Annotated in this window: 25 protein-coding genes; 7 read left to right on the forward strand and 18 right to left on the reverse strand. The window is 71.9% G+C overall.

The annotated features are described in order from the left end of the window. Window positions 1-287 precede the first annotated feature (287 nt). Together ACSHWO_RS14580 and ACSHWO_RS14585 are read right to left on the reverse strand one after the other, a co-directional pair. The gene (locus ACSHWO_RS14580) at window positions 288-842 is read right to left on the reverse strand and encodes a GNAT family N-acetyltransferase (RefSeq protein WP_438312274.1); all 555 of its coding nucleotides are present in this window, start codon (window positions 840-842) and stop codon (window positions 288-290) included. A 12-nt stretch (window positions 843-854) separates the two neighbouring features. Continuing rightward, window positions 855-2,117 (reverse strand): hypothetical protein, encoded by a 1,263-nt coding sequence (locus ACSHWO_RS14585; RefSeq protein ID WP_438312277.1) that lies wholly within the window; start codon window positions 2,115-2,117, stop codon window positions 855-857. A 171-nt stretch (window positions 2,118-2,288) separates the two neighbouring features. Between ACSHWO_RS14585 and ACSHWO_RS14590 the strand changes: the two genes are divergently transcribed. From ACSHWO_RS14590 to ACSHWO_RS14600, 3 genes are read left to right on the forward strand one after another with little or no spacing between them, the layout of a single operon-like run. After that, on the forward strand, window positions 2,289-2,456 hold the full coding sequence (locus ACSHWO_RS14590) for a hypothetical protein (protein WP_438312279.1): 168 nt from the start codon (window positions 2,289-2,291) through the stop codon (window positions 2,454-2,456). Further along, entirely contained in the window at window positions 2,456-3,166 is a 711-nt protein-coding gene (locus tag ACSHWO_RS14595; protein WP_384654529.1) for a phytanoyl-CoA dioxygenase family protein, read from the forward strand. The genes ACSHWO_RS14590 and ACSHWO_RS14595 overlap by 1 nt, the downstream gene beginning before the upstream one ends. A 47-nt stretch (window positions 3,167-3,213) precedes the next feature. After that, window positions 3,214-3,651, forward strand: coding sequence for a hypothetical protein (locus ACSHWO_RS14600; protein WP_438312282.1), 438 nt, complete (start codon window positions 3,214-3,216; stop codon window positions 3,649-3,651). 729 nt (window positions 3,652-4,380) lie between these two features. Here the strand turns inward: ACSHWO_RS14600 and ACSHWO_RS14605 are convergent. The 3 genes from ACSHWO_RS14605 to ACSHWO_RS14615 form a co-directional block, all read right to left on the reverse strand. After that, entirely contained in the window at window positions 4,381-5,643 is a 1,263-nt protein-coding gene (locus ACSHWO_RS14605; RefSeq protein WP_438312284.1) for an MFS transporter, read from the reverse strand. Window positions 5,644-5,834: 191 nt separating this feature from the next. Then, window positions 5,835-6,674 (reverse strand): hypothetical protein, encoded by an 840-nt coding sequence (locus tag ACSHWO_RS14610; RefSeq protein WP_367433538.1) that lies wholly within the window; start codon window positions 6,672-6,674, stop codon window positions 5,835-5,837. Window positions 6,675-6,697: 23 nt separating this feature from the next. Beyond that, window positions 6,698-7,891 (reverse strand): DNA cytosine methyltransferase, encoded by a 1,194-nt coding sequence (locus ACSHWO_RS14615; protein WP_367433536.1) that lies wholly within the window; start codon window positions 7,889-7,891, stop codon window positions 6,698-6,700. A gap of 842 nt (window positions 7,892-8,733) precedes the next feature. Between ACSHWO_RS14615 and ACSHWO_RS14620 the strand changes: the two genes are divergently transcribed. Then, window positions 8,734-10,164, forward strand: a complete 1,431-nt coding sequence (locus ACSHWO_RS14620) for a SulP family inorganic anion transporter (protein ID WP_438312289.1) — start codon at window positions 8,734-8,736, stop codon at window positions 10,162-10,164. 86 nt (window positions 10,165-10,250) lie between these two features. On the opposite strand, the gene ACSHWO_RS14625 is transcribed toward ACSHWO_RS14620, so the two are convergent. The 13 genes from ACSHWO_RS14625 to ACSHWO_RS14685 form a co-directional block, all read right to left on the reverse strand. Further along, complete coding sequence (locus tag ACSHWO_RS14625) at window positions 10,251-11,186, reverse strand: glycosyltransferase family 2 protein (RefSeq protein WP_385833527.1); 936 nt, start codon at window positions 11,184-11,186, stop codon at window positions 10,251-10,253. An 87-nt stretch (window positions 11,187-11,273) separates the two neighbouring features. Then, window positions 11,274-11,666 (reverse strand): YccF domain-containing protein, encoded by a 393-nt coding sequence (locus tag ACSHWO_RS14630; RefSeq protein WP_438312291.1) that lies wholly within the window; start codon window positions 11,664-11,666, stop codon window positions 11,274-11,276. Beyond that, on the reverse strand, window positions 11,663-12,526 hold the full coding sequence (gene htpX, locus ACSHWO_RS14635) for a zinc metalloprotease HtpX (RefSeq protein ID WP_438312294.1): 864 nt from the start codon (window positions 12,524-12,526) through the stop codon (window positions 11,663-11,665). The genes ACSHWO_RS14630 and htpX overlap by 4 nt, the downstream gene beginning before the upstream one ends. Window positions 12,527-12,708: 182 nt before the next feature. Next, entirely contained in the window at window positions 12,709-14,328 is a 1,620-nt protein-coding gene (locus ACSHWO_RS14640) for an NADH-quinone oxidoreductase subunit N (protein ID WP_438312296.1), read from the reverse strand. After that, the gene (locus ACSHWO_RS14645; protein WP_361090803.1) at window positions 14,325-15,920 is read right to left on the reverse strand and encodes a complex I subunit 4 family protein; all 1,596 of its coding nucleotides are present in this window, start codon (window positions 15,918-15,920) and stop codon (window positions 14,325-14,327) included. Before ACSHWO_RS14645 ends, ACSHWO_RS14640 begins: the two co-directional genes overlap by 4 nt. Before the next feature lie 14 nt (window positions 15,921-15,934). Further along, the gene (locus tag ACSHWO_RS14650) at window positions 15,935-17,926 is read right to left on the reverse strand and encodes an NADH-quinone oxidoreductase subunit 5 family protein (protein WP_438312298.1); all 1,992 of its coding nucleotides are present in this window, start codon (window positions 17,924-17,926) and stop codon (window positions 15,935-15,937) included. Beyond that, on the reverse strand, window positions 17,923-18,282 hold the full coding sequence (gene nuoK / locus ACSHWO_RS14655) for an NADH-quinone oxidoreductase subunit NuoK (RefSeq protein WP_361090809.1): 360 nt from the start codon (window positions 18,280-18,282) through the stop codon (window positions 17,923-17,925). Before nuoK ends, ACSHWO_RS14650 begins: the two co-directional genes overlap by 4 nt. Next, window positions 18,282-18,902, reverse strand: a complete 621-nt coding sequence (locus ACSHWO_RS14660; RefSeq protein ID WP_385833421.1) for an NADH-quinone oxidoreductase subunit J family protein — start codon at window positions 18,900-18,902, stop codon at window positions 18,282-18,284. The genes nuoK and ACSHWO_RS14660 overlap by 1 nt, the downstream gene beginning before the upstream one ends. Continuing rightward, window positions 18,899-19,519 (reverse strand): NuoI/complex I 23 kDa subunit family protein, encoded by a 621-nt coding sequence (locus ACSHWO_RS14665; RefSeq protein WP_361091149.1) that lies wholly within the window; start codon window positions 19,517-19,519, stop codon window positions 18,899-18,901. The genes ACSHWO_RS14660 and ACSHWO_RS14665 overlap by 4 nt, the downstream gene beginning before the upstream one ends. Then, the gene (locus tag ACSHWO_RS14670) at window positions 19,516-20,475 is read right to left on the reverse strand and encodes a complex I subunit 1/NuoH family protein (RefSeq protein WP_361090815.1); all 960 of its coding nucleotides are present in this window, start codon (window positions 20,473-20,475) and stop codon (window positions 19,516-19,518) included. The genes ACSHWO_RS14665 and ACSHWO_RS14670 overlap by 4 nt, the downstream gene beginning before the upstream one ends. Beyond that, window positions 20,472-21,650: an NADH-quinone oxidoreductase subunit C gene (locus tag ACSHWO_RS14675; RefSeq protein WP_438312303.1), complete on the reverse strand. Its 1,179-nt coding sequence runs from the start codon at window positions 21,648-21,650 to the stop codon at window positions 20,472-20,474. The genes ACSHWO_RS14670 and ACSHWO_RS14675 overlap by 4 nt, the downstream gene beginning before the upstream one ends. Further along, window positions 21,647-22,234: an NADH-quinone oxidoreductase subunit B gene (locus ACSHWO_RS14680; RefSeq protein WP_361090821.1), complete on the reverse strand. Its 588-nt coding sequence runs from the start codon at window positions 22,232-22,234 to the stop codon at window positions 21,647-21,649. Before ACSHWO_RS14680 ends, ACSHWO_RS14675 begins: the two co-directional genes overlap by 4 nt. Continuing rightward, window positions 22,225-22,632, reverse strand: a complete 408-nt coding sequence (locus ACSHWO_RS14685) for an NADH-quinone oxidoreductase subunit A (RefSeq protein ID WP_361090824.1) — start codon at window positions 22,630-22,632, stop codon at window positions 22,225-22,227. The genes ACSHWO_RS14680 and ACSHWO_RS14685 overlap by 10 nt, the downstream gene beginning before the upstream one ends. A gap of 147 nt (window positions 22,633-22,779) precedes the next feature. On the opposite strand from ACSHWO_RS14685, the gene ACSHWO_RS14690 reads away from it, so the two are divergent. The 3 genes from ACSHWO_RS14690 to ACSHWO_RS14700 all read left to right on the forward strand — a co-directional run bounded on the left by ACSHWO_RS14690 (window position 22,780) and on the right by ACSHWO_RS14700 (window position 26,241). After that, a complete protein-coding gene (locus ACSHWO_RS14690; RefSeq protein WP_438312306.1) occupies window positions 22,780-23,949 on the forward strand; it encodes a sensor histidine kinase in 1,170 nt (389 codons plus the stop codon). A gap of 121 nt (window positions 23,950-24,070) precedes the next feature. Then, on the forward strand, window positions 24,071-25,420 hold the full coding sequence (locus ACSHWO_RS14695) for a sensor histidine kinase (protein ID WP_438319090.1): 1,350 nt from the start codon (window positions 24,071-24,073) through the stop codon (window positions 25,418-25,420). Window positions 25,421-25,581: 161 nt separating this feature from the next. Next, window positions 25,582-26,241: a response regulator transcription factor gene (locus ACSHWO_RS14700; RefSeq protein WP_438319092.1), complete on the forward strand. Its 660-nt coding sequence runs from the start codon at window positions 25,582-25,584 to the stop codon at window positions 26,239-26,241. Window positions 26,242-26,387 lie beyond the last annotated feature (146 nt).

Genomic DNA, 26,387 nt, shown 5'->3' on the forward strand with positions numbered 1-26,387 from the left:
CCAACCCCTCTCCCCTCTGTCTCACTCAGAGAAGGAAGAGGGAAGGGGAGGGGAGGGCGCGAAGATCGTCCCCCGCGTCCCCTGCGTCCCCCTGGGGTCGTGGGACCTTGTCCGTACCGCGACCGGTCGCGCCTTGTGCGCGGGCGCGCGCGAATACCGCAGGGCACTGACAACAGCCTTCGAACGTCGGCGCGCACCCGGTTCCCCCCTCGCTCGCGCGCACAGGTGGCGCGCTTGGTGGAAGACTCCCGCGACCGGTCGCTGCGCCGTACGCGCGCAGGGGCAGCTCAGTGAAGGTCGAGCAGCATCACGTCGTGCAGGTCCGCGCCCGCCCATGGGCGCGCGTCGCCGATCTTGCGGTATCCCCATGCCCGGTACGCGGACACGGCCGCCTTGCTGTCCGGGTGGACGTTGAGCAGGACCCGCTCGGCCTCGGTGCCGTCGAGGACGGCATCGTGCAGGCGGCGGGCGATGCCCTGCCTGCGCCATGCGGCACGCACGGCGAGTTCCATCAGGCCGAACGTCCGCCGACCGTCCTCGCGCCGCATCTCGTCGGGCACGGGCACGGTCAGTTGGTCCCACCAGCCCGTCTGCGGCCCGAGGGGGTAGCCGTACGCCATGCCGACGGCCTCGCCGTCCGAGGTGCTCGCCAAGGCGCCGCGGAAAGTGGCCTTGCGGGTCTGGGACCGGAAGCGCCGGAACGCGGCTGCGACGTCGGTCTCGGTCTCGTCGTAGGGCGGCTCGGCGAACGCCTCGGCGTAGACCAGGCGGAACCCTTCCTCGGCCCTGGCGGCGGCCGGCCCGTCGAGCTGCTCGACGCTGGCCTGTGCTGACTGACTCATCCGGCGGACCTCTCACACGGTTTCGCGGATACGTGCCACGCATTCGCGAGCGGTTGGGCTGTCGACTACCCCGGCCGCCCGCTGGAAATCGTGCACCTTGCCCAGCAGCCGGGGAGACGCGATGCCTCCCCAGGTATCCAGCACGCCGCCCACCTCGGCGCACGCCTCGTCGACCTCCCCCGCGGCGAGGAGTACACCGGCGAGCTTGACGCGGTACGAGGCGCTGTTCCGGGCGAGCCCACCGCCAATGCCGCGCACGGCCGCCCGGAGGAACGGCACGGCGCGCTTGGGCTGATCTGCTCGTACGTACATGTCTGCTGTGGCGTAGTCGACCTCGAACGGACCCACGAACTTGGCCCAGTTAGGCACGTCCGCGTCGGCATCCGCGCGCCCCTGGTAGCTGACGGCACGGGACAGGGCACGGCGTGCGCCCGACAGGTCCCCGGCGTGCGTGGCGACGTTGGCATCGCGCAGCGCGATCACGAGGTGCACCGTCGCACCCGCCCCTGCTTGGGTTGCGAGGCGGTAGGCGTTCTCGACGGCACTCGCAGCCTCCCAGGACCGGCCGGCCTTAACCGCGAGGAGTACGAGCGTCTCCAGCACGGAGACCTGTAGCAGCGGGTTGTCGACGAGCTGCGCCGCGGCGAGGGCTTCCATGCAGGCGGCGCGGCCCTCCGCGATACGTCCGCCGTCGTAGCCGTACCAGGCCCGGTGTCCGTGCAGCTCGGCGAGCATCGTCTGTAGCTCACGGCCCACACCGGCGGTGTACGAGGCGCCGCTCAGGGCTCGCGTGATCTCCGCCTCGATGCGCTCGGCCTGCGTGCTCGCCGGCACGCTGCCCGCGGTGTGGTCTGTCTGGTAGAGCCCGTCGAGGCGCTCCCTCAGCCGCCCGAGATCCGCCGTGCCGATGCGTGGGCCCGGCGCGGCGGGCAGCAGAGCAGCGGCAGCGAGGGCGCCCGCGTCTGCGACGAACGTTCTCCTCTTCACCTCTCCAGCGTCGCTGATCGGTGCCGCAACCGTCACGCGATGACCGGGGACGTCGAACCCCATCTCGGCGAGGGGCATGCCGAACATGGCTTCAAGTACGGCTTGCTGGCCCGGGTGCGGCAGGGGCGGGGGTGTCTCGCTCTCCCACCGTCGCAGTTGGCGGACGCTCACCGCGGCGGCGACGCCGAGGCGGGCGGACTCCTGTCGGAACGCCTTGACGAACGTCTCCTGCGTGTGGCCGGCAGCCCGCCGTAACCGTGCCAGCCCGCCCGACTCCTGTTCCGTCATGCGCTTCCCCCTCGCAGCTACGGGTCGTGCACCCACCGTAGTGATCTGGCCCCGGACTCGGGCGTGGAAACGTCCGCCCAAACGTCCGGTGCCCGCTCGCCCATGACGCCCTCTCAAGCGGTGCACTGGTGACACACCGAACCACAACGCCCCTGAGCAGCGGGAGTGCGCATGCCCATGACCATTCGCGTGTACGACGTCAACGGCCAGACGGGAGAGGTCGTCCACGAGCGTGCCGAGGTGGTCGTCGGGCCCGGGGTCCGGGACAGCCCGCCCATGAACTCCCTCGCCTTCCCTCCCTGCCAGTGCACCCGCTGCCGGCCGAAGGGCGAAGCCTGATGAGCGCGCCCCTCACCATCAGCTACACGGGACCGAGCCCGCTCGGCGAGGACGGATACCGGACTGGGCTGGAGTGGAACACCAACAGCCGAGCCCGCGCCCGAGCGGCCGAGGTCATCGCCGAGCACCGGGCCGAGCGGACCGAGGTCGTGCTCGACGCGCACCTGCGCTCCGAGTGGGCCGCGCACGCGGTACGCGCCCCCGGACTGCTCGCCGCCGTGCAGGAGACGATCGGCGAGGCGGTCGCCGTCGAGAACACCTTTCTGATGATCAAGTGGCCCGGCCGTGAGTTCCGCGTGCCCTGGCACCAGGACGGCACCAACCGACGGATGCAGCTCGACCCCGCCCGCTCGGTCGCGGCCTGGCTCGCCATTACCGACGCGACTACCGCCAACGGCTGCTTGCAGGTCATCCCCGGCTCACACGCCAGCGGCTACCTCGGCAACGACCGCGAGGCGAGCAGCGCCCGCCGAGGTAGAGCCCTCGGAGTGCAGGGCATGCCCAACGGGCCGCACGACCACGGCCTATGGCTGCCGCTCGACGCCGGGCAGGCATGCCTGATGGACGTCCGGCTCCTGCACCGCTCGGACAGCAACACGACCGCCGGCGCCCGGATCGGCCTGAACATCCGCTACGTCGCTCCCGGTGCCATCCGGTCGAGCGGCCCCCACAGCCCCAGCCTGTACCCGTTGACCGGGTCGAGCTGGTGATCACGCACCACCTGCAACGCACCATCGGCAACGAGAGGAGAACCACCGTGACCATCCTCGAAACCAGCGCTCCGCCGATCACCCGTGTCCGGGTGCTCACCGGCGAGGACGTCGACCCCGCCCGGCGCGGCAGCAAGAGCGTCGTGGCGTTCAGCGACTGCCGGTACTACTGCCCCGACGCCGCGACCGTCGAGCGGTGCATCGAGCACCTGCGTGCCAGCGACGAGCGGCTGCGCTCCCGCCCCGACGAGCAGATGCTCTGGGACTGGGAGTGCACGTACTTCGAGGCCGACCCGGACAACGAGAACGGCGGCGGGACGGTCCTGCTGGGCGTCGCCTGGTACGACCGCGCGTTCTTCGACGACCGTCGGGGCGCCTGGTTCGGCGCCATGCACACCCGCATCTACCAGGAGATCGGCGTCCCGTTCGAGAACGTGACCGTCGAGCACTGGCTCGCGCTCAACGCGGCCGAGTGGAAGCAGTGACCAGGCTGCCCAGATAACGGGCCGGGGTCGGCATCCGCCGGCCCCGGCTGCGGCATGTCTACCGTCCCCGGTAGCGCCCATCTTCCGTCTTGATCCAGCCCCAAAGGGAAGAGGGCGGAGCTGGATCTCCGCTCGCCGCCCATTCGCGGTACTCGGTAGTCCGTTTCACCCTCTCCGCAGTCCACTCGAAACGACAGAGACAGCGGTGGCAGTACGCGGGCGTAGGGTCCCAGTCATCCTGCTGATTCACGTTGCACTCGCTGCAACGGAGTGGACCCTTGGCGATGCTGGGCAGCAGACGGGCTAGAGGCTGATCGCTGATGGGCCTGCCTAGCCGTTCTTGGACCATCGGCGCCAGCGAGCAAACAGCGCGCTTGCCAACCAGGCTGACGACGCCGAGGGCACCCGCATCGAGTGTCAGGACGGAAGGGCGGACGAACCGAGGCTGTGTGTGCACCCGTCTGATGTCCGCATGGATTATTGACGTGTATGTGCCGTTATCTTGCGCTATGAGTACGCGGAGTTCGGACACAGCGACAACCCCGCCAGAGAAGTGCATCTCTTCAGGGCCGACCAACGTAGCGAAGATCTCAAAATCGCTGACGCCGAGCTGTCGTTCGTCGCTTCGGATACTGCTCTGCACCCGCTGCCGGGTCTTCCCCCGGATGATCTCGTGCACCATAGCCACACCCCCACCGTTTCCGGAGGATGCTAGCCCCGGCATGGGCCTCACTTCGAGGGAGAGGCCTGGTGGTGGGGATCGGCAGATTTCACAACTCGTACCTGCTCCTGTTGCGGCCTCCAGACAGAGGCCAGGGCAGCAGTACCGGCTGCTCCCGCCACAGCAAGTCCACCGGCGACAAACGCTCCACGAGGAGACGCGTCAACGAGGAGTGGCAGGAGCAGCATTCCGGCGGTGCCGCCGGCCCGGATTACCGTCTGATCGAGGGACATCAGGCGCAGCCGTTCCGCTGGGGCGAATGCGCCGAGGCGCGCGCGCAGAGTCACGCTAGTAGCCGGGGTGGCGATGCCCGTCAGCAGGGCGAGCAGCAGCAGCGCGGGCAGGTTGAGGACCAGGCCCATGCAGGCGGTCGCCGCGCCCTGTAGAGCCCATGCACCGCAGTAGACGGTCAGCCAGCCGCCCGAGCGACGGTTGCTCGCGAGAGGGTTGCCGAGCAGCGCCCCGACGCCCACGGCCGCCGTGACGAGTCCGTACACCGCGGCGCCCGCCCCGTACCGGGTGGCGAGCAGGGCCGGCATGCCGATGGCAGTCACGGCCGAGCAGAACAGGGCTACCCCGTGCAGGCCGATCGCCAGTCCGACCCGCGGGTGCTCACGCAGCACCGGCCCCGCCGGGACTGACGACCGCGCCCTACCCCCAGGGCGCTCGGCAGCTTCGCCTGCCGAGGTCGCGTAGCGGCGAGCCAGCCAGCGCAGCGCCACGGCGGACACCGCGAACGTTGCGCCGTTCAAGGCGAAGAGCTGCACCTCGGAGACGAAGAGCAGCAGCAGGCCGATACTGGCCGGACCGGCGATACGGGCGATGCGGCCCGTGAGGTCGAGGAGACCTGTGATCTGCTGCACCCGCTCGGGCTCGACGAGATCGGGCACCAGGGCGCCGAGGTTGGGATCGAAGAGCGCCCCGAGCGTGCCGAGGAGCAGCACACCGGCGAGCAGCAGAGCGATGCCCCGCGCGTCGGGCGACCACAGGAACGGCAGCGCGACCGCGACCGCTGCCCGCGCCCCGTCGACCCATGCGAGTGCCCGGTACGAGGAAAAGCGGGAGACGATCCGCCGGCCCACGGTGCCGAGGGCGATGTACGGCAGCGACTCGGCCACCGCGACGAGGCCCATGAGCGAGGCCGATCCGGTCGCGGCGTAGACGACCCACATGACCGCGAGGGCATAAAGGCGGTCCCCGAGGACCGAGAGGCTCTGTGCGAGCCACAGCACCAGTACGGCCCGCTGCCGGAGCAGCCGCAGATAACCCAATGTGCCCTCCCGGGCCTGCCGCATCTGACCGGGAGCGCTGTCCCTGCCGAACCGCCGCCCACCCTAGAACCACCTGTCGGCCGTGTGCTGGGCATTCTCAGGTACCTCACACGGACGCGGCTCGGCACGTACGGAATCTGCCGTGCTTGTGGCGGGCACGGAGGTCGTCCGCCGTGCCCGCCCTACCTGGATCAGATCATCGAGAAGCGCGAGTCGTACTCGTGCGCCATGCGCTGGATCATCGAGTCGTAGTGCAGCACGTCGTCAGGTGCAGGCGCCGGGGACGTGCTGACCAGCGTGCAGGGGCTCGTGCCGTCGTTGTTCATATCGACGGCGACGATGCCCAGACCATCGAAGCCCTGAGAGGTGTGGTGGCTACGTCGGGGAAGTCCGGCGACCTGTGCCACTGCTCGTTCCATGGCGTGAGGTTGCTTGTGCTTGTTCGGCCCAGGCTTGTTCAGGTTGGTCGGGCTGTAGAACTCTTCAGCGGCGTTGACCATGAAGAAGCCGATCGAGAGAGCTTGGCTTGAGTGCCCATGGACGATCTGGTGGCTTGAGTTCAGCTCGTCGTACAGACGGGGGAGAGCCTTGATGTGCTCTGTCATGCACGCCTTGGCTTCTAGAGCAACCAGGACACTGCCGACGGGCCCTTCCTTTATGACAGGGAGGTCGTCCAGCATCGTCTGCTGCTCTGAAGAGAGCTCGATCCCGTACTTCTCCATGGTCGCCATCGACTGGAGCGTGCGCGGCTTCTTAGGGCCGGGCGCACCCGCCTTGGGACGGCATAGCACGAGGTCGAGTCGCTTCTTCTTCTCGGGCGAGAAGCTGGTCAAGGTGTGGTTGATACCGAAGACCACCTTCCCGTCCTCGACATGAGAGCGCAGCACCTGACTGTTCAGCATCAGGTCGAACAAGATCCCCCAGCAGATGAGCTGGCCATGTCGGTCACTGCGACCGTGGTACTGGAGCATGGCGCCCTGGATGGGCACCTTCTTGCTCAGGCTCCTCGTGAGAATGTCTACGGCTTCCAAGGCACACCCCTTTCGGGGGAACCCTATCCCCCGTCACCAACGTTGATCGGCGCCCTGTTTGCCGGGTCCATCAGCTCCACGTGCTGCTTCATATCGAGAAGGAACGCTTCGTCGAACTTCAGCTTGGCCTTCTGTGTGCGCGAGAAGAACCCAGCGGCAGCTCGGTAGCTCAGCGGGGTCAGCTGACTGCGGTCAACAAGATCGAGAATGTGTGTGTACGGGAGGTTCTGCGGCCACATTGACGCCGTGGAGCGCCACCGCTTACCACCCTGACCCCACGCAGCAGCCGGCCAGCGGTCGTGATCGGCGATCTCAACGGCTTCGGCCTCGTCATAGCTTCCCGGATTCAGGAGCTGTTCCCCGAGCCACTGGGAGACGCCGACGGTGACAGCATTCCCCACCAGCTTCCAGCGGTCGCCCTTCTTCTCCGTGGTCCCCTCAGCCAGGGTCCACTCCTTCGGGAAGCCCTGGAGCTGCTCAGCATCGGTGATCGACGGAGTCACGATCCGATGGCCCTCAGGGTTGCCGGGAATCCAGATCGCAGGCGGGGAGGGGATACTCAGACCGGACCCCCCCTTGACCGTCGGCACTGCATCTTGTGCCCACCCAAGGCCACGGAGTCCCTCAGTCCAGTAGAAGCCGAAGGCGTCGGTGGGAAGGGTTCGCGACTCGGGCTCTCCGGCGTCCTCAGAGAGCAGAACATTGCGCGGGTCTTCCGTGAGGCTTGCGACGAAGAGCACACGCTGACGGCGCTGCGGCACACCGGTGAAGCGGGAGTCCACCAGCCGATACGCCCATGAGTAACCGAGCGCTTCCAGCTCCTGCACAAGGTGCAGCATCGCTTTGCCCTTGTCGAGCACGAGCATGTTCCGCACGTTCTCCAGCACGAGCCAGCGCGGGTGATGCTTCTTGAGCAGGCGGAAGACATGCGACACAAGACCAGACTGTTCGCCCCCGATACCCGCCGTCCGGCCGGCCTGCGAGAGGTCCTGGCAGGGAAAACCAGCGGTCACGACATCTACATCGCCGGGCAGAGCCTTGAGGTGCTGCACGTCAGGTTCGAGCGGTACCTCGGGGAACTGCTTGGCCAGCACTGCCTGAGCCGGCGCCCAGACCTCACAGAGCATGGCTGTGTCGAGCCCCGCCCGCTTCAGGCCAAGCTCAAGCCCGCCGACTCCCGCGAAGAGACCCGCGACTCGTAGGGGCTGCTGGCTCACGACTACCTCACTGCTCACGACGAGATCCTGTCATATCGGTCTGGCATGTCTGGCTTGATCTCCGATGGACGCCAAGTAAAGCTGCGTCGTCCCATCGGATAGGAATGATCACGAGTTCGCGCTCCTCATTGCAGAGGGGTCGGGTCCAGCGGCTTCCCGTCACTGATCTGTGCCGTGCCTGCGGGCACAGCGAGGGCACACGCCCGTAGAAGAGCACGAAAAACCGCAACAACTGTTGAAAGCAGTTTTCGCAGGTCAGGATGCACGACCCAGCGTTTACGCAGGTCAGATGATCAACATGGCAGTTCGTGAACTACCGCTGATCCCTGCCGATCCAGGTCTCCGACCTGTGCGGACACGCCGGGCCGCGGCCTCGCTCCGGCCCCGTGTGCGCCCCCGACGCGGGCCCGTCCGTCTCGACGGGTGGGCCCGCGGGCTCGTTGCCGGCGCCTCGAACAGGGCCGTCCGTGCGGTCCGTTGCCGCCGGGCGCGGGGGTGGCGGCTGTCCGGAGTTCGAGAACGATCCGGTGTTCGACTTCCTCGTACGCGCCCGTGGTGGCGTTTCGAGGCCGTGACGGTGCACGAGGCGGGCGGGGAGATGCCCCGTCTGGCGGCCGCGGTGTCCGCCTTCCTCCGCAGCGCCGTGTGATCTTCGCCGCCGGAGGCGGCCGTGGGCGGCGTGCTGCGGGGTGCGTGCGGGGCGTGGGGGACGTGTGCCCCGCGTGCGCGGCTTGTGCGGCTTGTGCGCCTCGGAGGCTTCCGGTGGGGTCTTGGGCTGCGGGGTGCGCGCCCGCCACGCTGGAGGTGTCCGTTGCCGCCGTCACCGCGTCAGGGGGTCTCGTATGCCTGGTGCCGGCACGTTCCGCGAGGACTTCGGCGCTTCCGTCGTCGTCGCACTGGTCGCCTTGCCGCTGTGTCTGGGGGTGGCGGTCGCCTCCGGGGTGCCGGCCGAGTGGGGGATCGTCTCCGGGGTGGTCGGCGGGCTGGTCACCGGATGGTTCCGGGGCAGCTCGCTGCAGGTGAGCGGGCCTGCGGCGGGGTTGACCGTGCTCGTGTACGAGGCGGTGACCACGCACGGTCCGGCCGCGCTCGGGGTGCTGGTGCTGGTCGCCGGGATGCTGCAGGTCGGGATGGGGGTGCTGCGGCTCGGGCGGTGGTTCCGGGCGATCTCCGTCGCGGTCGTGCAGGGGATGCTGGCGGGCATCGGGCTGGTGCTGATCGCCTCGCAGCTGTACGCGGTGGGCGGGGTGCCGGCGCCCGGCGGGACGCTGGAGAAGCTGGCCGCGGCGCCGGCGCTGGCCGGGCGGGCCGACTGGACGGCGGTGGCGCTGGGGGCGGGGACCGTCGCGGTGGTCGTGGGCTGGCGGCGGATGCCGGCGGGGCTGCGGCTCGTGCCGGGCGCTCTCGTCGGGGTGGTGGCCGCGACGGCGGTGTGCGCGGTGTTGCGGCTGCCGGTCGAGCGGGTGCGGGTGGAGGGGGTCGCGGGGGCCGTGGCGCCGCCCGGCTGGGACGAGTTCGGGGTGCTGGCGTCGGCGGGGGCCTGCGGGACCGTGATCGCCCTGGCGCTGATCGCCTCCGCGGAGACGCTGTTCAGTGCGGCCGCCGTGGACCGGATGCACGACGGGCCGCGGACGCACTACGACCGGGAGCTCGTCGCGCAGGGCGTCGGCAACACCGTGTGCGGGCTGCTGGGGGCGTTGCCGATGACCGCGGTGATCGTGCGCAGCGCCGCCAACGTGGAGGCGGGGGCGCGTACTCGGGCGGCGCGGGTGATGCACGGCGCCTGGCTGCTGCTGTTCGCGGTGGCGCTGCCGCAGCTGCTGGCGGCGGTGCCGCTGGCCGCGCTGGCGGGGGTGCTGCTGCACGCGGGTTGGAAGCTGCTGCCGGGCCGGGCAGTGGCCGCGCTGTGGCGGACGCACCGGGGGGAGGCGGTGGTGCTCGTGGCGACGGCGGGGGCGATCGTGGCCACGAACCTCTTCGAGGGGGTGCTGGTCGGACTGGGCGTCGCCATCGTGAAGGCGGCCTGGGAGACCTCGCACGTCCATGTGGAGCAGGTGGTGGAGGAGGGCGGGGAGGTGTGCGTGCGGGTGCTGGGGAACGCCAGCTTCCTGCGGTTGCCGAAGCTGCTGGACGCGCTGGACGCCCTGCCGGCCGGGCAGCCGGTCCGGCTGGACCTGAGCGGGCTGCGCCACCTCGACCACGCCTGTCTGACGGCCCTGAACGGGTGGGAGCGGGCTCGGGGCCCGCTGGCCGGCCGCGAGGGCGTCGGCTGACCGGTTCCGGGCCCGGGCGGGGCCGCTGAGACCGCCCCGGCCGCCGCCCGGTCGCCCTGCCGCGGCCCGGAACCGGTCGGTGTGCGTCAGGGTGCGTCCTGGTCCCGGCCCTTCGGGGTGTCGTCGCGTGCCGAGTCGTAGCCGACGAAATACGTGGGGCGGCGCTGGACCGCGGTGTAGATGCGGCCGATGTACTCGCCGAGCAGGCCCACGCAGATCAGCTGGATGCCGCCGAGGAACAGCATGGCGACGAACAGGGAGGTCCAGCCGGGCACCGTCTGCCCGGCCAGGAAGACCCCGACCGAGACGACGATCATCACGAGGCAGGCGAGGAAGCTGACCACGCCGAGCCAGGTCGCCAGCCGCAGCGGGGCGGCGGAGAAGTTCGTGATGCCGTCGGCGGCGAGCCGGATCATCTTGCTCAGCGGGTACTTGGTCTCCCCCGCGACCCGCTCGCCGCGCCGGTAGGTGACCTGGCCGCTGGGGAAGCCGAGCCAGGGCACGAGCAGGCGGTAGACCTGGTGCTGGTCGGGCAGTGCCTTGAGGGCTTCGACGGCCTCGCGGCTGAGCAGCCGGAAGTCGCCGGCCTGGGCGGGCACCTGCTTGCCGACCAGGCGGCGCATCAGCCAGTAGTAGGCGCCCGCGGTGTGGCGTTTGAAGCCGGTGTCGGTGCTGCGGTCGGAGCGGACGCCGTAGACGATGTCGAGCTGCCGGGAGCGGGCCAGGTCCAGCATCTCCGGGATCTTCTCCGGCGGGTCCTGGAGGTCGGCGTCGATGCTGGCGACGTAGGCGCCGACGGCGAGGTGCAGGCCGGCGCGCAGGGCCGCCTGGTGGCCGGAGTTGCCGCGCAGCCGGACGATCCGCAGCTCGGGCCATTCGGTGCGGAACTTCTCCAGGAGTTCGGCGGTCCGGTCGGTGCTGCCGTCGTCGACGGCCACCACCTCGTACGCGGCCCCCGTGGCGTCCAGTACCGGCCGGAGGCGGGCCACCAGGGCGGGGAGGGCTTCTTCCTCGTTGTACATCGGCACGATGACCGACAGGGTCGTGCCCGTGATCGCAGCCGACACTGGTTCTTCCTGCCCTGGGTTGATGCGGCGCCGCCGACCGGCCTACCGGGACGCGAACGGGGCGTCGGTGGGGACGATCTCGCGGCCCAGCGGGAGCAGGGAGAGCGGGACCATCTTGAAGTTGGCGATGCCGAACGGGATGCCGATGATCGTGATGCACAGCGCGATGCCGGTCGCGATGTGGCCGAGGGCGAGCCACCAGCCCGCGAGGACGAGCCACAGCACGTTGCCGATGCAGGATCCGGCGCCGGCGTCGTGGCGTTCGACGGTGGTGTACCCGAAGGGCCACAGGGCGTAGACCGCGATGCGGAACGCCGCTATGCCGAACGGGATGCCGATGATGGTGATGCAGAGCAGCACTCCGGCGAGGACGTAGCCGAGGAACAGCCAGATGCCGCTGAGCACGAGCCAAATGATGTTGAGGATGGTCTTCACTGACTACGGCCTGCCATCTGTTCGAGCCGGGCGATGCGCTCGGCCATCGGAGGGTGCGTGGAGAACATCTTAGAAAGGCCCGCCCCGGGGCGGAACGGATTGGCGATCATCATGTGGCTCGCGGTCTCCAGTCTGGGCTCGGGGGGCAGGGGGCGCTGCTTGACGCCGGCGTCCAGCTTGCGCAGGGCGTCGGCCAGGGCGATCGGGTCGCCGGTGAGCTGGGCGCCGGAGGCGTCGGCCTCGTACTCGCGGGACCGGCTGATGGCCAGCTGGATCACGGAGGCGGCCAGCGGGCCGAGGATCATGACCAGGAGGAGGCCGATGATGCCGGGGCCCTCGTCGTCGTCGGAGCGACCGATCGGTATCAGCCAGGCGAAGTTCACCAGGAACATGATCACGGAGGCGAGGGCTCCGGCGACCGACGAGATCAGGATGTCGCGGTTGTAGACGTGGCTCAGCTCGTGGCCGATGACCCCGCGCAGCTCGCGCTCGTCGAGGATGCGCAGGATCCCCTCGGTGCAGCAGACCGCGGCGGTGCGCGGGTTGCGGCCGGTGGCGAAGGCGTTCGGCGCGTCGGTGGGCGAGATGTAGAGCCGGGGCATGGGCTGGCGCGCGGAGGTGGAGAGTTCGCGCACCATGCGGTAGAGCGCGGGGGCCTCGAACTCGCTCACGGGGCGGGCGCGCATCGCGCGTAGAGCCAGCTTGTCGCTGTTCCAGTACGCGTACGCGTTGGTGGCGAGGGCCACGATGACGGCGATGATCAGGCCACCCCGCCCGAAGAGGCTCCCGACGAAGATGATGAGTGCGGACAGCCCGCCGAGGAGTACGGCGGTCTTCAGCCCGTTGTGCCGGCGGTGCACGGTACGCCCTCCAAATGGTGCGGCGGGGACCTCGCGAGGGGCCCACGGTCCAGTGGACCCTTCCTTCCTGGTCAACGCGAGGTGAGGGCGTCAGGTTCCCGGGACGCGCGCCGCCGCGGCCGCCCCGGTGGCCGGGGCGGCACGGCTCGGGCGGGATTGCTCCGTCCGGGTGAGGGCGGGGCCTACAGCGGGAAGAGGCCGCCTGCCGCGAAGCGCAGCACGAGCTGCGGGGCCGCCGACAGCACCACGGAGACGGCGGCCGTGACCGCGATCGCGACGGTGACGGGCCAGGGCGTCCCGCCCCGGGCCCCGGCGGCGGCGGCGTCCGTCCCCGCGTCCGTCCCCGCGGCGGCCGGGAGCGGCTCGGCGGCGCGGAAGAGCACCGCGGTCCAGCGCAGGTAGTAGTACAGGGCCATGACGACGTTGACGGCCATGACCACGGCCAGCCAGCCCAGGCCGGCGTCCACCGCGGAGCCGAAGACGGCGACCTTGGCGAACAGACCGATGATGCCGGGCGGCAGGCCGGCCAGGCAGAGCAGGAAGAACGCCAGGGCGAGGGCGGCGGCCGGCCGCTCGGCGTACAGGCCGCGGTAGTCGCGGATCCGCTGGAGCGGCTTCGCGCGGCCGACGAGGGCGGCGACGGAGAAGGCGCCGAGGTTCACGGCGGCGTACATCAGGGCGTACGCGACGGTGGAGCCGATCTGGTCTCGGCCGGAGTAGGCGGCGGCGGCGATCGGGACGAGCAGGTAGCCGGCCTGGCCGACGGAGGACCAGGCGAGCAGCCGTACGGCGCCGCCGGGCCGGTCGGCGGACTGGCGCAGCGCGGCGGCGTTGCCGAGGGTCATCGTCAGGGCGGCGAGTACGGCGAGGGCGGGGCCCCAGACGTCGGAGTACGCCGGGAAGGCGACGACGGTGACGAGGATGAGGCCGGTGAAGCCGACGGCCTTGCCGATCACCGACAGGTAGCCGGCGACGGGCAGCGGCGCTCCGACGTACGTGTCCGGCACCCAGAAGTGGAAGGGCACGGCCGCGGTCTTGAAGGCGAAGCCGACGAGGGTGAGCGCGACTCCGACCATGGCGAGGGTGCCGAGCTGCCCGGGGACGTCCTCCAGCCGGTCGGCGACCTGGACCAGGTGCAGGGAGCCGGTGGCGGCGTAGACGAGGCTGACGCCGAACAGGGAGACGGCGGTGGCCGTGACCGAGGACAGGAAGAACTTGAGGGCGGCCTCGGAGGAGAGCCGGTCCCCGCGGCGCATGCCGACGAGGGCGAAGGCGGGCAGGGAGGCGACCTCCAGGGCGACGATCAGCGTGGCGAGGTCGCGTGAGGCGGGCAGCAGGGCCGCGCCGGCGGCGGAGGAGAGCAGCAGGAACCAGTACTCGCCGGCCGGCATGCGCGCGTCGCGGACGGCGGTGACCGAGAGCAGGGCGGTGACCAGGGCGCCGGCCAGCACCAGGAACTGGATGACCAGGGTGAAGTGGTCGGCGGTGTAGCTGCAGGCGGCCGGGTCGCCGGTGAGGCAGAACGTGGCCCGGTCGCCGGCGCGCAGCGGCGGCAGGGAGGCGGTGGCGGCGGCGAGGCCGGCCACGGAGGCCCAGCCGAGCAGCGGCTTGCGGCGCTCGGCGAGGAAGAGGTCGGCGACGAGCACGACCAGCGCGACCGCGGCGGGGACGACCACCGGCATGATCGCGAGCCAGTCGACGCTCTGGACCAGGCTCGCCGCGGAGCCTGCGCCGGCGGCGGTGGCCGTACCGGCACCGGTGGCGGCCGTGGCGGTGGCCGCGGCCGTGATCAGGGCCGTCATGCGTTGCCTCCTGCGAGGAGCTTCTGGACGGCCGGATCGGTGAGGCCGAGGAGGACCGCGGGCCACAGGCCGGCGAGGACGGTGAGGGCGACGAGCGGGGTCCAGGCGGCGAACTCGTACCCCTGGACGTCCGCGAGGGCGGGCACCGCGCCGACCCCGGTCCGCGGCTGCTGCGCGGGGTCGCCCATGCACACCCGCCGTACGACGATCAGCAGGTAGGCGGCGGTGAGCAGGGTGCCGAAGGCGCCCAGCGCCATCCAGGTGAGGAAGGCGGGCCGGGACAGCCCCTCGGCCGGTTCGAAGGCGCCGAACAGGGCCAGCATCTCGCCCCAGAACCCGGCCAGGCCGGGCAGGCCGAGGGAGGCGACGGCGGCGAAGGCCAGCAGGGCGCCGAGGCGGGGGGCGCGGCCGTAGAGGGCGGCGCCGGTGGCTCCGGCGAGGGTGTCGAGGTCCGCGGTGCCGTAGCGGTCCTTGAGGGCGCCGACGAGGAAGAAGAGCAGGCCGGTGATCAGGCCGTGCGCGATGTTCGCGAACAGGGCGCCGTTCACCCCGGTGGGCGTCATGGAGGCGATGCCGAGGAGGACGAAGCCCATGTGGCCGACGGAGGAGTAGGCGATGAGCCGCTTCAGGTCGCCCTTGTTGCCCTTGCGGGCGAGCCACAGGCAGGCGAGGGACCCGTAGACGATGCCGACGGCCGCGAAGGCGCCCAGGTAGGGGGCGAGGGCGGCCGTGCCCTCGGGGGTGGCGGGCAGCAGGATGCGCACGAACCCGTACGTGCCCATCTTGAGCAGGACGCCGGCGAGCAGCACGGAGCCCACGGTGGGGGCGGCGGTGTGGGCGTCGGGCAGCCAGCTGTGCAGCGGCCACATCGGGGTCTTGACGGCGAGTCCGATGCCGATGGAGAGGGCGGCGAGCAGCTGGGTGGTGTGCGTGAGCCCGCGGCCGTTGTCCTCGGCGAGGGCCACCATGTCGAAGGTGCCGCTGTTCAGGCCGATCAGCAGCAGGCCGAGCAGCATGACGACGGAGCCGAGGAGGGTGTACAGGATGAACTTCCATGCGGCGGCCCGCCGCCCGGCACCGCCCCAGCGGGCGATGAGGAAGTACATCGGGATGAGGACCGTCTCGAACGCGAGGAAGAACAGCAGCAGGTCGAGGACGGCGAAGGTCGCGAGGGTGCCGGTCTCCAGGACGAGGAGCAGCGCGACGAAGGCCTTCGGGGAGGAGCCCGCCGGGCGCTTGAAGTAGCTGTGGAGTGCGCAGAGGAAGAACAGCAGCGCGGTCATCACGACGAGGGGGAGCGAGATGCCGTCGACGCCGAGGTGGATCCGGACGTGCAGGGCGGGGATCCAGCTGATGTCCGTGGTCGCCTGGAAGCGGCCGGGGGTGTCGTGGTCGAAGCCCGCGGCGAGGGCGAGCGCGGCGACGAGGACCGCGCCGGTCACGGTCACGCCGTGGCGGAGCACGGCCTGTTCGGGGCTCCGGCCCTTGAGGCCGGGCGGGGCCGGCAGCAGGGCCGCGGCGGCACCGAGGAGCGGTGCGGCCACGGTGAACGCCAGCAGGAACTGCATCACGGTCGGGCTGATATCGATCACGGCTGACTCACGGCTCACGATCCGGCGTTGACGTTGGCGAGGACGGCGGTGGCGATCGCCAGCACCACGGCTCCGGCGAACAGGGCGCTCAGGTAGGTCTGCACGTTGCCGGTCTGGGCGCGGCGGACGAGGCTGCCGAGCAGCCGGGGGCCGGCGCCCGCGCCGCTGACGTACGTCTCGACGACCTCGCGGTCGAGGAAGCGGACGAGGCCGGCGGCCGCGCGGACGGGCCGGACGAGGAGCCGGTCGTAGACGGCGTCGAGGTGGAAGCCGACGGCGGCGTGCCGGTGCAGCGGTCCGAGCAGCGCCCGCCCGGGGTCGGGGGCGGGGCCGGCCGGGACGGCGGGGTGCTCGTGAGTGACCTCGGCGACCTCGGGGGCCTCGGCGGCGGATTCCGCGGCGGCGACGGACGCGGACACGGCGGCTTCGCGGGAGGTGCCCGCGGCGGCCCGCTGCCACAGGGCGTAGGTCAGCACGGCGCCGACGACGGCTGCGCCGGTGCTCAGCAGCACGGTGGTCGGGGTCGGGGTGAGCTGCCCGCCGTCGAACCAGTCGGCGAGCGGGACGGCGGCGAGGCCGAAGGCGACCGAGGGGACCGCGAGCAGCCACAGCACGCCGGTCATGGCGAGGGGCTCCTTGCCGTGGTCGGGGGCGGGGGCGCCCTTGCCGCGGAAGGCCATCAGCCACAGCCGGGTGGCGTAGGCGGCGGTGAGCAGCGCGGTCAGCAGTCCGGCGACGAGCACGAGCCAGCCGACGGCGCCGGGTACGGACGCGGTGTGGCCGGCCGCGGCCCGCTCGGCGGCGACGAGGACGGCTTCCTTGGAGAAGAAGCCGGCGAACGGAGGGATCGCGGCGAGCGCGAGCAGGCCGATCGTCATGGTCCAGAAGGCGTCGGGGATGCGCTTGGCGAGGCCGTCCATGCGGGCCATGGCGGCCAGGGAGTTGGTGCCGGCCGCGTGGATGATCACGCCGGCGCCGAGGAAGAGGAGCGCCTTGAAGGCGCCGTGGGACAGCAGGTGGAAGACGGCGGCGCCGCGGTCGCCGACGGCGAGGGCGCCGGTCATGTAGCCGAGCTGGCCGATGGTGGAGTAGGCGAGGACGCGTTTGACGTCGTCCTGGGCCAGGGCGGCGAGGCCCGATCCGATCATGGTGATGGCGGCCATGGCGGCCATCACCACCAGGGCGGCCGCGGAGGCCGTGAACACGGGCAGCAGCCGGGCGACGAAGTACACGCCGGCGGCGACCATCGTCGCGGCGTGGATCAGCGCGGAGACCGGGGTGGGGCCGGCCATGGCGTCGGGGAGCCAGGTGTGCAGCGGGAACTGCGCGGACTTGCCGGCGACGCCGGCGAGCAGGAGCAGCGCGGTCAGCGTCGGGTGGTCGAGCCCGCCGCGGGCGACGGTGTCGAGGACCTCGGTGATCTGGAAGGACCCGGCGTCGGCGGCGAGGGCGAACAGGCCGATGAGGAAGGGGACGTCGCCCAGCTTGGTGACGAGGAAGGCCTTCAGGGACGCGGAGCGGGCCGCTTCGGTCTCCCAGTAGTGCCCGACGAGGAAGTAGGAGCAGATGCCCATGACTTCCCAGCCGACCAGCAGCACCATCAGGTCGCCGGTGTAGACGACGACCAGCATGGCGGCGGTGAACAGGGAGACCAGGGCGGCGTACGAGGGGTAGCGCGGGTCCTCGCGCAGGTACGCGGTCGAGTACAGCTGGACGCAGGTGGAGACGACGCCGACCAGGACGGCGGTCAGCACGGCGAAGCCGTCCAGGTACAGCGACAGGTCGATCGGCACGGAGCCGGTCGGGGTGAGCCGGGTCGCGGTCTCGACGGGCTGTCCGCCGCCCTGCCGGACGGCGACGAGCACGGCCAGGACGGCGGAGGCCAGGGCCGGGAGCACGGCGAGCGGCCGGACGAAGCCGGGGGCGGCGCGGCCGAGGAGCAGTCCCGCGACGGCGCCCAGGAAGGGCAGGAGGGGGACGAGGACGGCGAGGGTCGTGGTGCTCACGCGGTGGCCTCGCTCCGGGGGTGCAGGGGGTCGGCGGGGACGGGCTGGTGGCCCTCGGCGGTGTCGCGCAGCCTGTCGACGTCCGAGGTGCCCCGGTTGCGGTACACCATCAGCACGATCGCGAGGCCGATGCCGATCTCGGCGGCGGCGATGGCGATGGTGAAGAGGGTGAGGGCCTGGCCGGCGTGCAGGGTGTCGCGGAGCCAGACGTCGAAGGCCACCAGGTTGAGGTTGACGGCGTTGAGCATGAGCTCGACGGACATCAGGACCAGGATGGCGTTGCGGCGTGCGAGGACTCCGTACAGGCCGGTGCAGAACAGCAGCGCCGCGAGTACGGCGGGGTAGGCGAGGTGCATCAGCGCGTCCCCTTGTCGCTGGTGACGGGGGTGGCGGCGGGCGCCGCGGGGGCGTCGGCGTCCTTGCGGGACAGCACGATGGCGCCGATGAGGGCCGCGAGGAGGAGGACGGAGAGCGCCTCGAAGGGCAGCACCCAGTGCTGGAAGAGGATCTCGCCGGAGACCTTGGTGGATCCCTGGACGGGCCCGTCGAGGTCGATCCACGTGGTGCGGAAGGCGTCGACGACGACCCAGACGAGGGCGGCGGCCGCCACGGCGGCGACGCCGAGCGCGACCCACCGGTTGCCGGAGTCGGCGTCCGGGGAGCGGCCGATGGGTGCCTTGGTGAGCATCAGCCCGAACAGCAGCAGGACGACGACGGAGCCGAGGTAGATCAGGACCTGGACCCAGGCGATGAACTCGGCGGTGAGCAGCAGGTACTCGACGGCGATCCCGCCGAGCGCGACGACCAGCCACAGGGCTGCGTGGACGAGCTGGCGGGTGGTGACCGTCATGGCGGCCGCGCCGAGGGTGGCGAGGCCGACGAGGAGGAAGGCGATCTCGACGCCGGTCGGGGACAGGAACCCGCGGTCGGCCGTGGCCGTCGCCGCGGCGGCGGCCAGGGTGAGTGCGGGGGTCACGCGTCTGCCTCCCCAGGGGTGGGCGCACCGGTCCCGGGCGCGTCGGGTCCGGTGGAGCCGGCGGCGGCCCGGGCCTCGGCCTCGGCTGCCGCGGCGGCCGCTTCGGCCTTCTCCGCGGCCTTGCGGGCGGCGGCGAGTTCCTTGGGCTCCTCGGCGGCCGGGTCCAGGGCGGGCGGGGCCGGGACGGTCCACATCCACTGGCGCAGCTTGTCGCGTTCGTGGGTCAGTTCGAGGATGTCGGTCTCGGCGTACTCGAACTCCGGCGACCAGAAGAGGGCGTCGAAGGGGCACACCTCAATGCAGATGCCGCAGTACATGCAGAGGGAGAAGTCGATCGCGAAGCGGTCGAGGACGTTGCGGCTGCGCTCGCGGCCGCCGGGGGTGGCGGCGGGCACCGTCTCCTTGTGGGAGTCGATGTAGATGCACCAGTCGGGGCACTCGCGGGCGCACAGCATGCACACGGTGCAGTTCTCCTCGAACAGGCCGATGACCCCGCGGGTGCGGGGCGGCAGTTCGGGCTGCACGTCGGGGTACTGGGCGGTGTGCGAGCGCTTCGTCATCGTGCGCAGCGTCACGGCGAGGCCCTTGGCGAGGCCGGATCCGGGGATGGGCATCAGCTGATCGCCACCTTCACGATGCCGGTGAGCGCGATCTGGGCGAGCGCGAGGGGGATGAGTGTGGTCCAGGCGAGCTTCTGGAGCTGGTCCTCGCGCAGTCGCGGGTAGCTGACGCGCAGCCAGATGACGACGAAGGCGAGGACGGCGGTCTTCAGCAGGGTCCAGCCCCAGCCGCCGCCGAGGGGCCCGTGCCAGCCGCCGAGGAAGAGGACGGTGGTCAGGGCGCACAGCACGACGATGCCGGCGTACTCGGCGAGCAGGAACAGGGCGAAGCGGAGCCCGGTGTACTCGGTGTACGCGCCGAAGATGATCTCGGAGTCGGCGACGGGCATGTCGAAGGGCGGGCGCTGGAGTTCGGCGAGGCCGGCGGTGAAGAAGACGAGCGCGCCGGTGATCTGCCAGGGCAGCCACCACCACTGGAAGGCGTCGACGATGCCGGGCAGGGACACGGTCCCGGCGGCCATCGCGACGGAGGCGGCGGCGAGCAGCATGGGCAGCTCGTACGCGAGCAGCTGGGCGGCCGTGCGCAGGCCGCCGAGCAGGGAGAACTTGTTGGCGGAGGCCCAGCCGGCCATCAGGCTGCCGAGCACGCCGACGCCCATGACGGCGAGGACGAAGAACAGGCCGGCGTCGATGACCTGGCCGACCGCGCCTTCGCCGGGGCCGATGGGGATGGCGATGAGGACGAGGAGGTAGGGCAGCAGGGCGACGGCCGGGGCGAGCTGGAAGATGCGGCGGTCGGCCTGGGCCGGGACCACGTCCTCCTTCTGCGCGAACTTCACGCCGTCGGCGACGAGCTGGGCCCAGCCGTGGAAGCCGCCGGCGTACATGGGTCCGAGGCGGCCCTGCATGTGGGCCATCACCTTGTGCTCGGTCTGCCCGACGACGAGCGGGAGCACGAGGAAGACGGCGAAGACGACGAGCAGCCGCAGGCCGACGTCGAGTACGTCGTTCACGCGTCGCCTCCGGTGTCTGCGTCGTCGGGGGTGGTGTCGGGGGCCCGGTCGGGGGTGGCCTCCGGGTCGGGTCCGGCCGTGCGGGGTGGCCCGGCCGGCGGTTCGCCCGGTGCGCCCTCGTCGAAGGCGGGCTTCGGATCGTGCCAGGGGGCGTCGGAGCTCCGCCGCGCGGGCGGTTTCCGCGCGACGCCCGCGGCCCCGGCGTCCCCGGTGGCTCCGGCGGCTCCGGCGGCCTGGCTGGCCGAGCCGTCGGCGGCGGACCGCGTACGGCGTGCGGGGCGGGCCGGGGGCTCCGCCCCGGCGTCCGGGGCGGTGGTGTCCGCCGGGGCGGGTGCCGCCTGGCTCGCCGAGCCGTCGGCCGCGGACCGGGTGCGTCGCACCGGCCGGGCGGCCGGGGCCTCGGCGGCGGCCGGGGGCCCGGCCGCATCGGGAGCGGCGGTTCCGGTTGCGGGGGCGCCTTCGGCGGCCTGGCTGGCCGAGCCCTGCGCGACCGAGCGGGTCCGCCGGACCGGGGCGCCCTCGCGCGGGGTCCGGGCGGCCGCACCGGCGCCCGCGGCGCGCGGCGTGCGCGCCGGGCGGGCCGGGGCGGGCGGGAGCTGGCCCTTGAGCGGGCCCCAGTCGTTGGGGTCGGGGACGCCCGGCGGCAGCATCTGCCGTCGCTTGGGGCCGCCTTCGGCCTCGGCGCCCTCGCCCGGCTCCTTGGCTCCGGGCCAGGCCTTGGCGACGCGCGCGGCGAGGACGAAGTCCTTGCGCAGCGGGTGCCCCTCGAAGTTCTCGGGCAGCAGCAGCGGCACCAGGTGGGGGTGGTCGGTGAACACGACCCCGAACATCTCGTACGTCTCGCGCTCGTGCCAGGCCGCTCCGGCGTACACGGCCACCGCGGACGGCAGGGAGGGCGCCGTGTGCGGGACGGTCGTGCGCAGCAGCAGCCGGCGTACGCGGTGGTTCGCCAGCGAGACCACGTGCGCGCACACCCGGAAGCCGGTGCCGGGCTCGTCGACGGCGCTCAGCCAGTCGAAGTAGGTGCAGCCCAGCTTGTCGCGGGCGATCTCCAGGGAGGGGATCCAGCTGCCGACGGGCACGTCGACCGTGAGGACGTCGTACGCGACCTCGGCCACGGCCTCGGGCCCGAAGACCGTCGCGGCGGCGTCGGGGAGCGCGTCGTAGAGGTTCATGCGCCGGCTCCCGGGGCGGGCGGGGGCGTGACCAGGCCGCTGGTGAGCTGTGCGACGGACGGCCCCCGGGTGTAGCGCTCGGCGAGCGACTCGCGAGCGATCTTCTCCTGGAGCTTGAGGATGCCCTGGAGCAGCGCCTCCGGGCGGGGCGGGCAGCCGGGGACGTAGACGTCGACCGGGATGATCTGGTCGACGCCCTTGGTGACGGAGTACGAGTCCCAGTACGGTCCGCCGCAGTTGGAGCAGGCACCGAAGGAGATGACGTACTTCGGCTCGGGCATCTGCTCGTAGAGCCGCTTCACGGCCGGGGCCATCTTGTCGGTGACCGTGCCGGAGACGATCATCAGGTCGGCCTGGCGGGGGCCGGGCGCGAAGGGGATGACGCCGAGCCGGATGAAGTCGTGCCGGGCCATGGAGGCGGCGATGAACTCGATCGCGCAGCAGGCGAGGCCGAAGTTGAAGACCCACAGGCTGTAGCGGCGGCCCCAGTTCAGGACGACCTTCATCGGCTCGGGGGCCAGCCGGGACAGGACGCCGAGGCGGCGGGGCTCCGGCAGCAGCTGGGGCTCGGGTGTCACGTCCATTCCAGGACGCCCTTCTTGTACGCGTAGAGCAGGCCGACGGCGAGGAAGCCCAGGAAGAGGAACATCTCCACGAGCGTGGTGGCGCCGTAGCCCTCGGCGGCGAAGACCGTCGCCCACGGGAAGAGGAAGATCGAGTCGACGGCGAAGATCACGTAGAGGAACGCGTAGACGTAGTAGCGGACCTGGGTGTGCGCCCAGCCCTCGCCCACCGGGTCGACGCCGCACTCGTACGTCAGCAGCTTCTCGGGGGTCGGGACGACCGGGCGCAGGAGCCGGCCCGCGCCGAAGGCGACGGCCACGAAGAGCACACCGATCACGGCCAGCAGGCCGACGACCGAATAACTCCGGAAATAGTCCGCCGCGAGCACGGTTACGGTCGATACCGTTGGGTCGGGCACGTCCGTTCCTCGCTCCTTGGCCACTGTCGACGATCTGGTACGGACGGGAGTCTAGGGCCTGCTCCACACAGGGTGGGGTTATCCCCCGTTTACTGCGGCCCGGCCTCCCCATGGCACCGGCCCGGCGAACTGGGCAGGCTGTGCCGCATGACCACGAGCACCCCGGCCCCCGACAACGACCGCCCCCCTCCCGTCCGCGCGCCCCTGGGGGCCGTGGCGTGGAAGGAGGTTGCCCATCTCCTGAGCAATCTGCCGGCCACCCTGTTCGGGTTCGTCTACACCGTGGCCGCGCTGTCGATCGCGGGTGGTTTGTCCGTGACCGTGGTCGGCCTTCCGCTGCTCGCCCTCGGCCTGTCCGGATCTCGGCAGGTGGGACGGCTGGAGCGGACGCGGACCCGGCTGCTGCTCGGCGTGCGGGTGGAGGAGCCGACGCCGCTGCCGGGTCCGGGGCGGGCCGGCGGGTTCTTCCCTTGGCTGTTCAGCGCGGTCAAGGACCCGGTGGCCTGGCGGAGTGCCCTGTACGAGCTGGTCCGGCTGCCGTGGGGGGTGCTCACCTTCACGGTAACGCTGGTCGGTCTGTGCGTGCTGTGGCCGGTGCTGTCGTACTTGACGCGGGCGCTGACGAACGTGGACCGGGCGCTGGTACGGGCCCTGCTGTCGCCGTCGGACGAACTGGAGCGGCGGATCGCACAGCTGGAGTCGGACCGCGGGGTGGTCGTCGACACCGCCGCCGCGGACCTGCGGCGCATCGAGCGCGACCTGCACGACGGGGCCCAGGCCCGGCTGGTGGCCCTGGCGATGGGGCTGGGCCTGGCGAAGGAGAAGCTCGCAGAGGACCCGGACGCCGCGGCCGCGATGGTCGACGAGGCACACGGCGAGGTGAAGCTCGCCCTCAGGGAACTGCGCGACCTCGCCCGGGGGATCCACCCGGCAGTCCTCACCGACCGCGGCCTGGACGCCGCACTCTCCTCCGTCGCCTCCCGCTGCACCGTCCCCGTCAAGGTGGCCGTCGACCTCCCCGAACGCCCCGCCGCCGCCATCGAGGGCATCGCCTACTTCACCGTCTCCGAACTCCTCCAGAACATCAGCAAGCACTCCCGCGCCCACACCGCCGGCGTCGACGTCCGGAAGTCCGGGGACCGCCTGCTGATCCAGGTCACCGACGACGGACGCGGCGGGGCGACGCCCTCCGGGGGGACGGGGCTGGCCGGGCTCACCGAGCGGCTGGGCGCCGTGGACGGGGTCTTCGTCGTGGACTCGCCGCCCGGGCAGGGCACGGTGGTCACGGCGGAGCTGCCGTGGCGCTCCCGCGGCTGAGCCCGGCGGGCTCCGGGGTGGGGCTAACCCCCCTGCGGACAGGCCGACGCACCGCATGGTCCGGCGCGGCCCCGGGCGACAGGGTGGTGGGGTGACGGGACGAGCGAAGGGCGGGCGGGACATGGGCGGCGGCGACACCACGGGGGCCGTGGAGGCGAAGGGCGCCACGGGGGGCACGGGCTCGCACGGGACGGCGCTCGGCCGGGCCCTGCGGGCTCCGGTCGCGGGACGGACCTGGCGGGAGTTCGGGTACCTGATGCTCTCCCTGCCGCTCGCCACGGCGTACTTCTCGCTCGCGATCACGGGGCTGGCCCTGGGCGCCGGCCTGCTCGTCACCTTCCTCGGGGTGCCGGTGTTCGCCGGGGTGCTCCTGATGTGCCGCGGCTTCGGCCGGATCGAGCGGGCCCGGGCCCGCGGCCTGCTGGGGGTCCGCGTCGCGGCTCCCGGGCCGGTCCAGGGGCGCCGGGGCGGGGCGCTCGGGGCCATGGGGGCGCTGCTGGGCAGCGGGAGCGCCTGGCGGCACGCGCTGTACGCGGTGGTGTGGTTCCCGTGGGCGGTGTTCGCGTTCTGCGTGGCGCTGGTGCTGTGGTCGTGCGCCTGGTCGTTCCTGCTGTACCCGCTCTGGTTCTGGGTCTTCCCGGCGTACACCGACCAGCCGGGGCTGCAGCTGTTCCAGAACGGCGACTACACCCTCCACCTGGACTCGCCCGTCGAGATCGCGCTGACGTTCCTGGCCGGGCTGCTCCTGACGCTGGCCTCGCCGTGGGTGTTCCGCGCGCTGACCACCGTCGACCGGCTGCTCGTGGCCGTGCTGCTCGGCCCGTCGCGGCTGGCCCACCGGGTGACCGAGCTGGAGTCGGACCGCGGGGTGGTCGTCGACACCGCCGCCGCCGACCTGCGGCGCATCGAGCGCGACCTGCACGACGGGGCCCAGGCCCGGCTGGCGGCCCTGGCGATGGGGCTGGGCCTGGCGAAGGAGAAGCTCGCAGAGGACCCGGACGCCGCGGCCGCGATGGTCGACGAGGCACACGGCGAGGTGAAGCTCGCCCTCAGGGAACTGCGCGACCTCGCCCGCGGGATCCACCCGGCAGTCCTCACCGACCGCGGCCTGGACGCCGCACTCTCCTCCGTCGCCTCCCGCTGCACCGTCCCCGTCAAGGTGGCCGTCGACCTCCCCGAACGCCCCGCCGCCGCCATCGAGGGCATCGCCTACTTCACCGTCTCCGAACTCCTCCAGAACATCAGCAAGCACTCCCGCGCCCACACCGCCGGCGTCGACGTCCGGAAGTCCGGGGACCGCCTGCTGATCCAGGTCACCGACGACGGACGCGGCGGGGCGACGCCCTCCGGGGGGACGGGGCTGGCCGGGCTCACCGAGCGGCTGGGCGCCGTGGACGGGGTGCTGGTCGTGGACTCCCCCGCCGGGGTCGGCACCACCGTCACCGCCGAGCTGCCGTGGCGCACCCGCTGACCCGACCCCCGCGCTGACCCCGCCCTCAGGAGGGACGGCCTCCGTTTCCACCCGCCGATCCGCAGCACCGTGTCCGCCCGCCGGGGCTGGAATGCTTGGCCCGGTCGGAGTACATCGCCGGAACGAGTGGACGCGGGAGCTGCTGAATCGTGGAAGACAGGGTGCGGGTGGTCATCGCGGAGGACTCGGTGCTGCTGCGGGAGGGTCTGACCCGTCTGCTGACCGACCGGGGGCATGACGTCGTCGCGGGCGTCGGGGACGCGGAGGCCCTGGTCAAGACGGTGGCGGAGCTCGCGGCGGAGGACGCGCTGCCGGACGTGGTGGTCGCCGACGTGCGGATGCCGCCGACGCACACCGACGAAGGCGTGCGGGCCGCCGTACGGCTGCGGCGGGAGTACCCGGGCATCGGCGTGCTGGTGCTGTCGCAGTACGTGGAGGAGCAGTACGCCACCGAACTGCTGGCCGGATCCAGTACCGGGGTCGGGTACCTGCTCAAGGACCGGGTGGCGGACGTGCGGGAGTTCGTGGACGCGGTGGTGCGGGTGGCCCGGGGCGGCACCGCCCTGGACCCCGAGGTGGTCGCCCAGCTGCTGGGCCGCAGCCGCAAGCAGGACGTGCTGGCGGGGCTGACCCCGCGCGAGCGGGAGGTGCTGGGCCTGATGGCCGAGGGCCGGACCAATTCGGCGGTGGCCAGGCAGCTCGTGGTCAGCGACGGGGCGGTGGAGAAGCACGTCGGCAACATCTTCATGAAGCTCGGGCTGTCGCCGAGCGAGGGCGACCACCGCCGCGTCCTCGCGGTGCTGACCTACCTCCGGTCCTGACCCGCGGCGGCCGGGCGGCATGCGGCCGCGGTGGCCGGCGGCCCGTCGCGGCCGGCCGCGGCGGGCCGCGACGGCACCCCCGCTCCCGGTCCGGCCTTGTCCCGGCCCCTGATCGACTGACACCCTGTCAGGAAGAGTGCGTACCA

Source organism: Streptomyces pallidus (ex Mingjun et al. 2026), assembly GCF_051550185.1.
Lineage (GTDB): Bacteria > Actinomycetota > Actinomycetes > Streptomycetales > Streptomycetaceae > Streptomyces.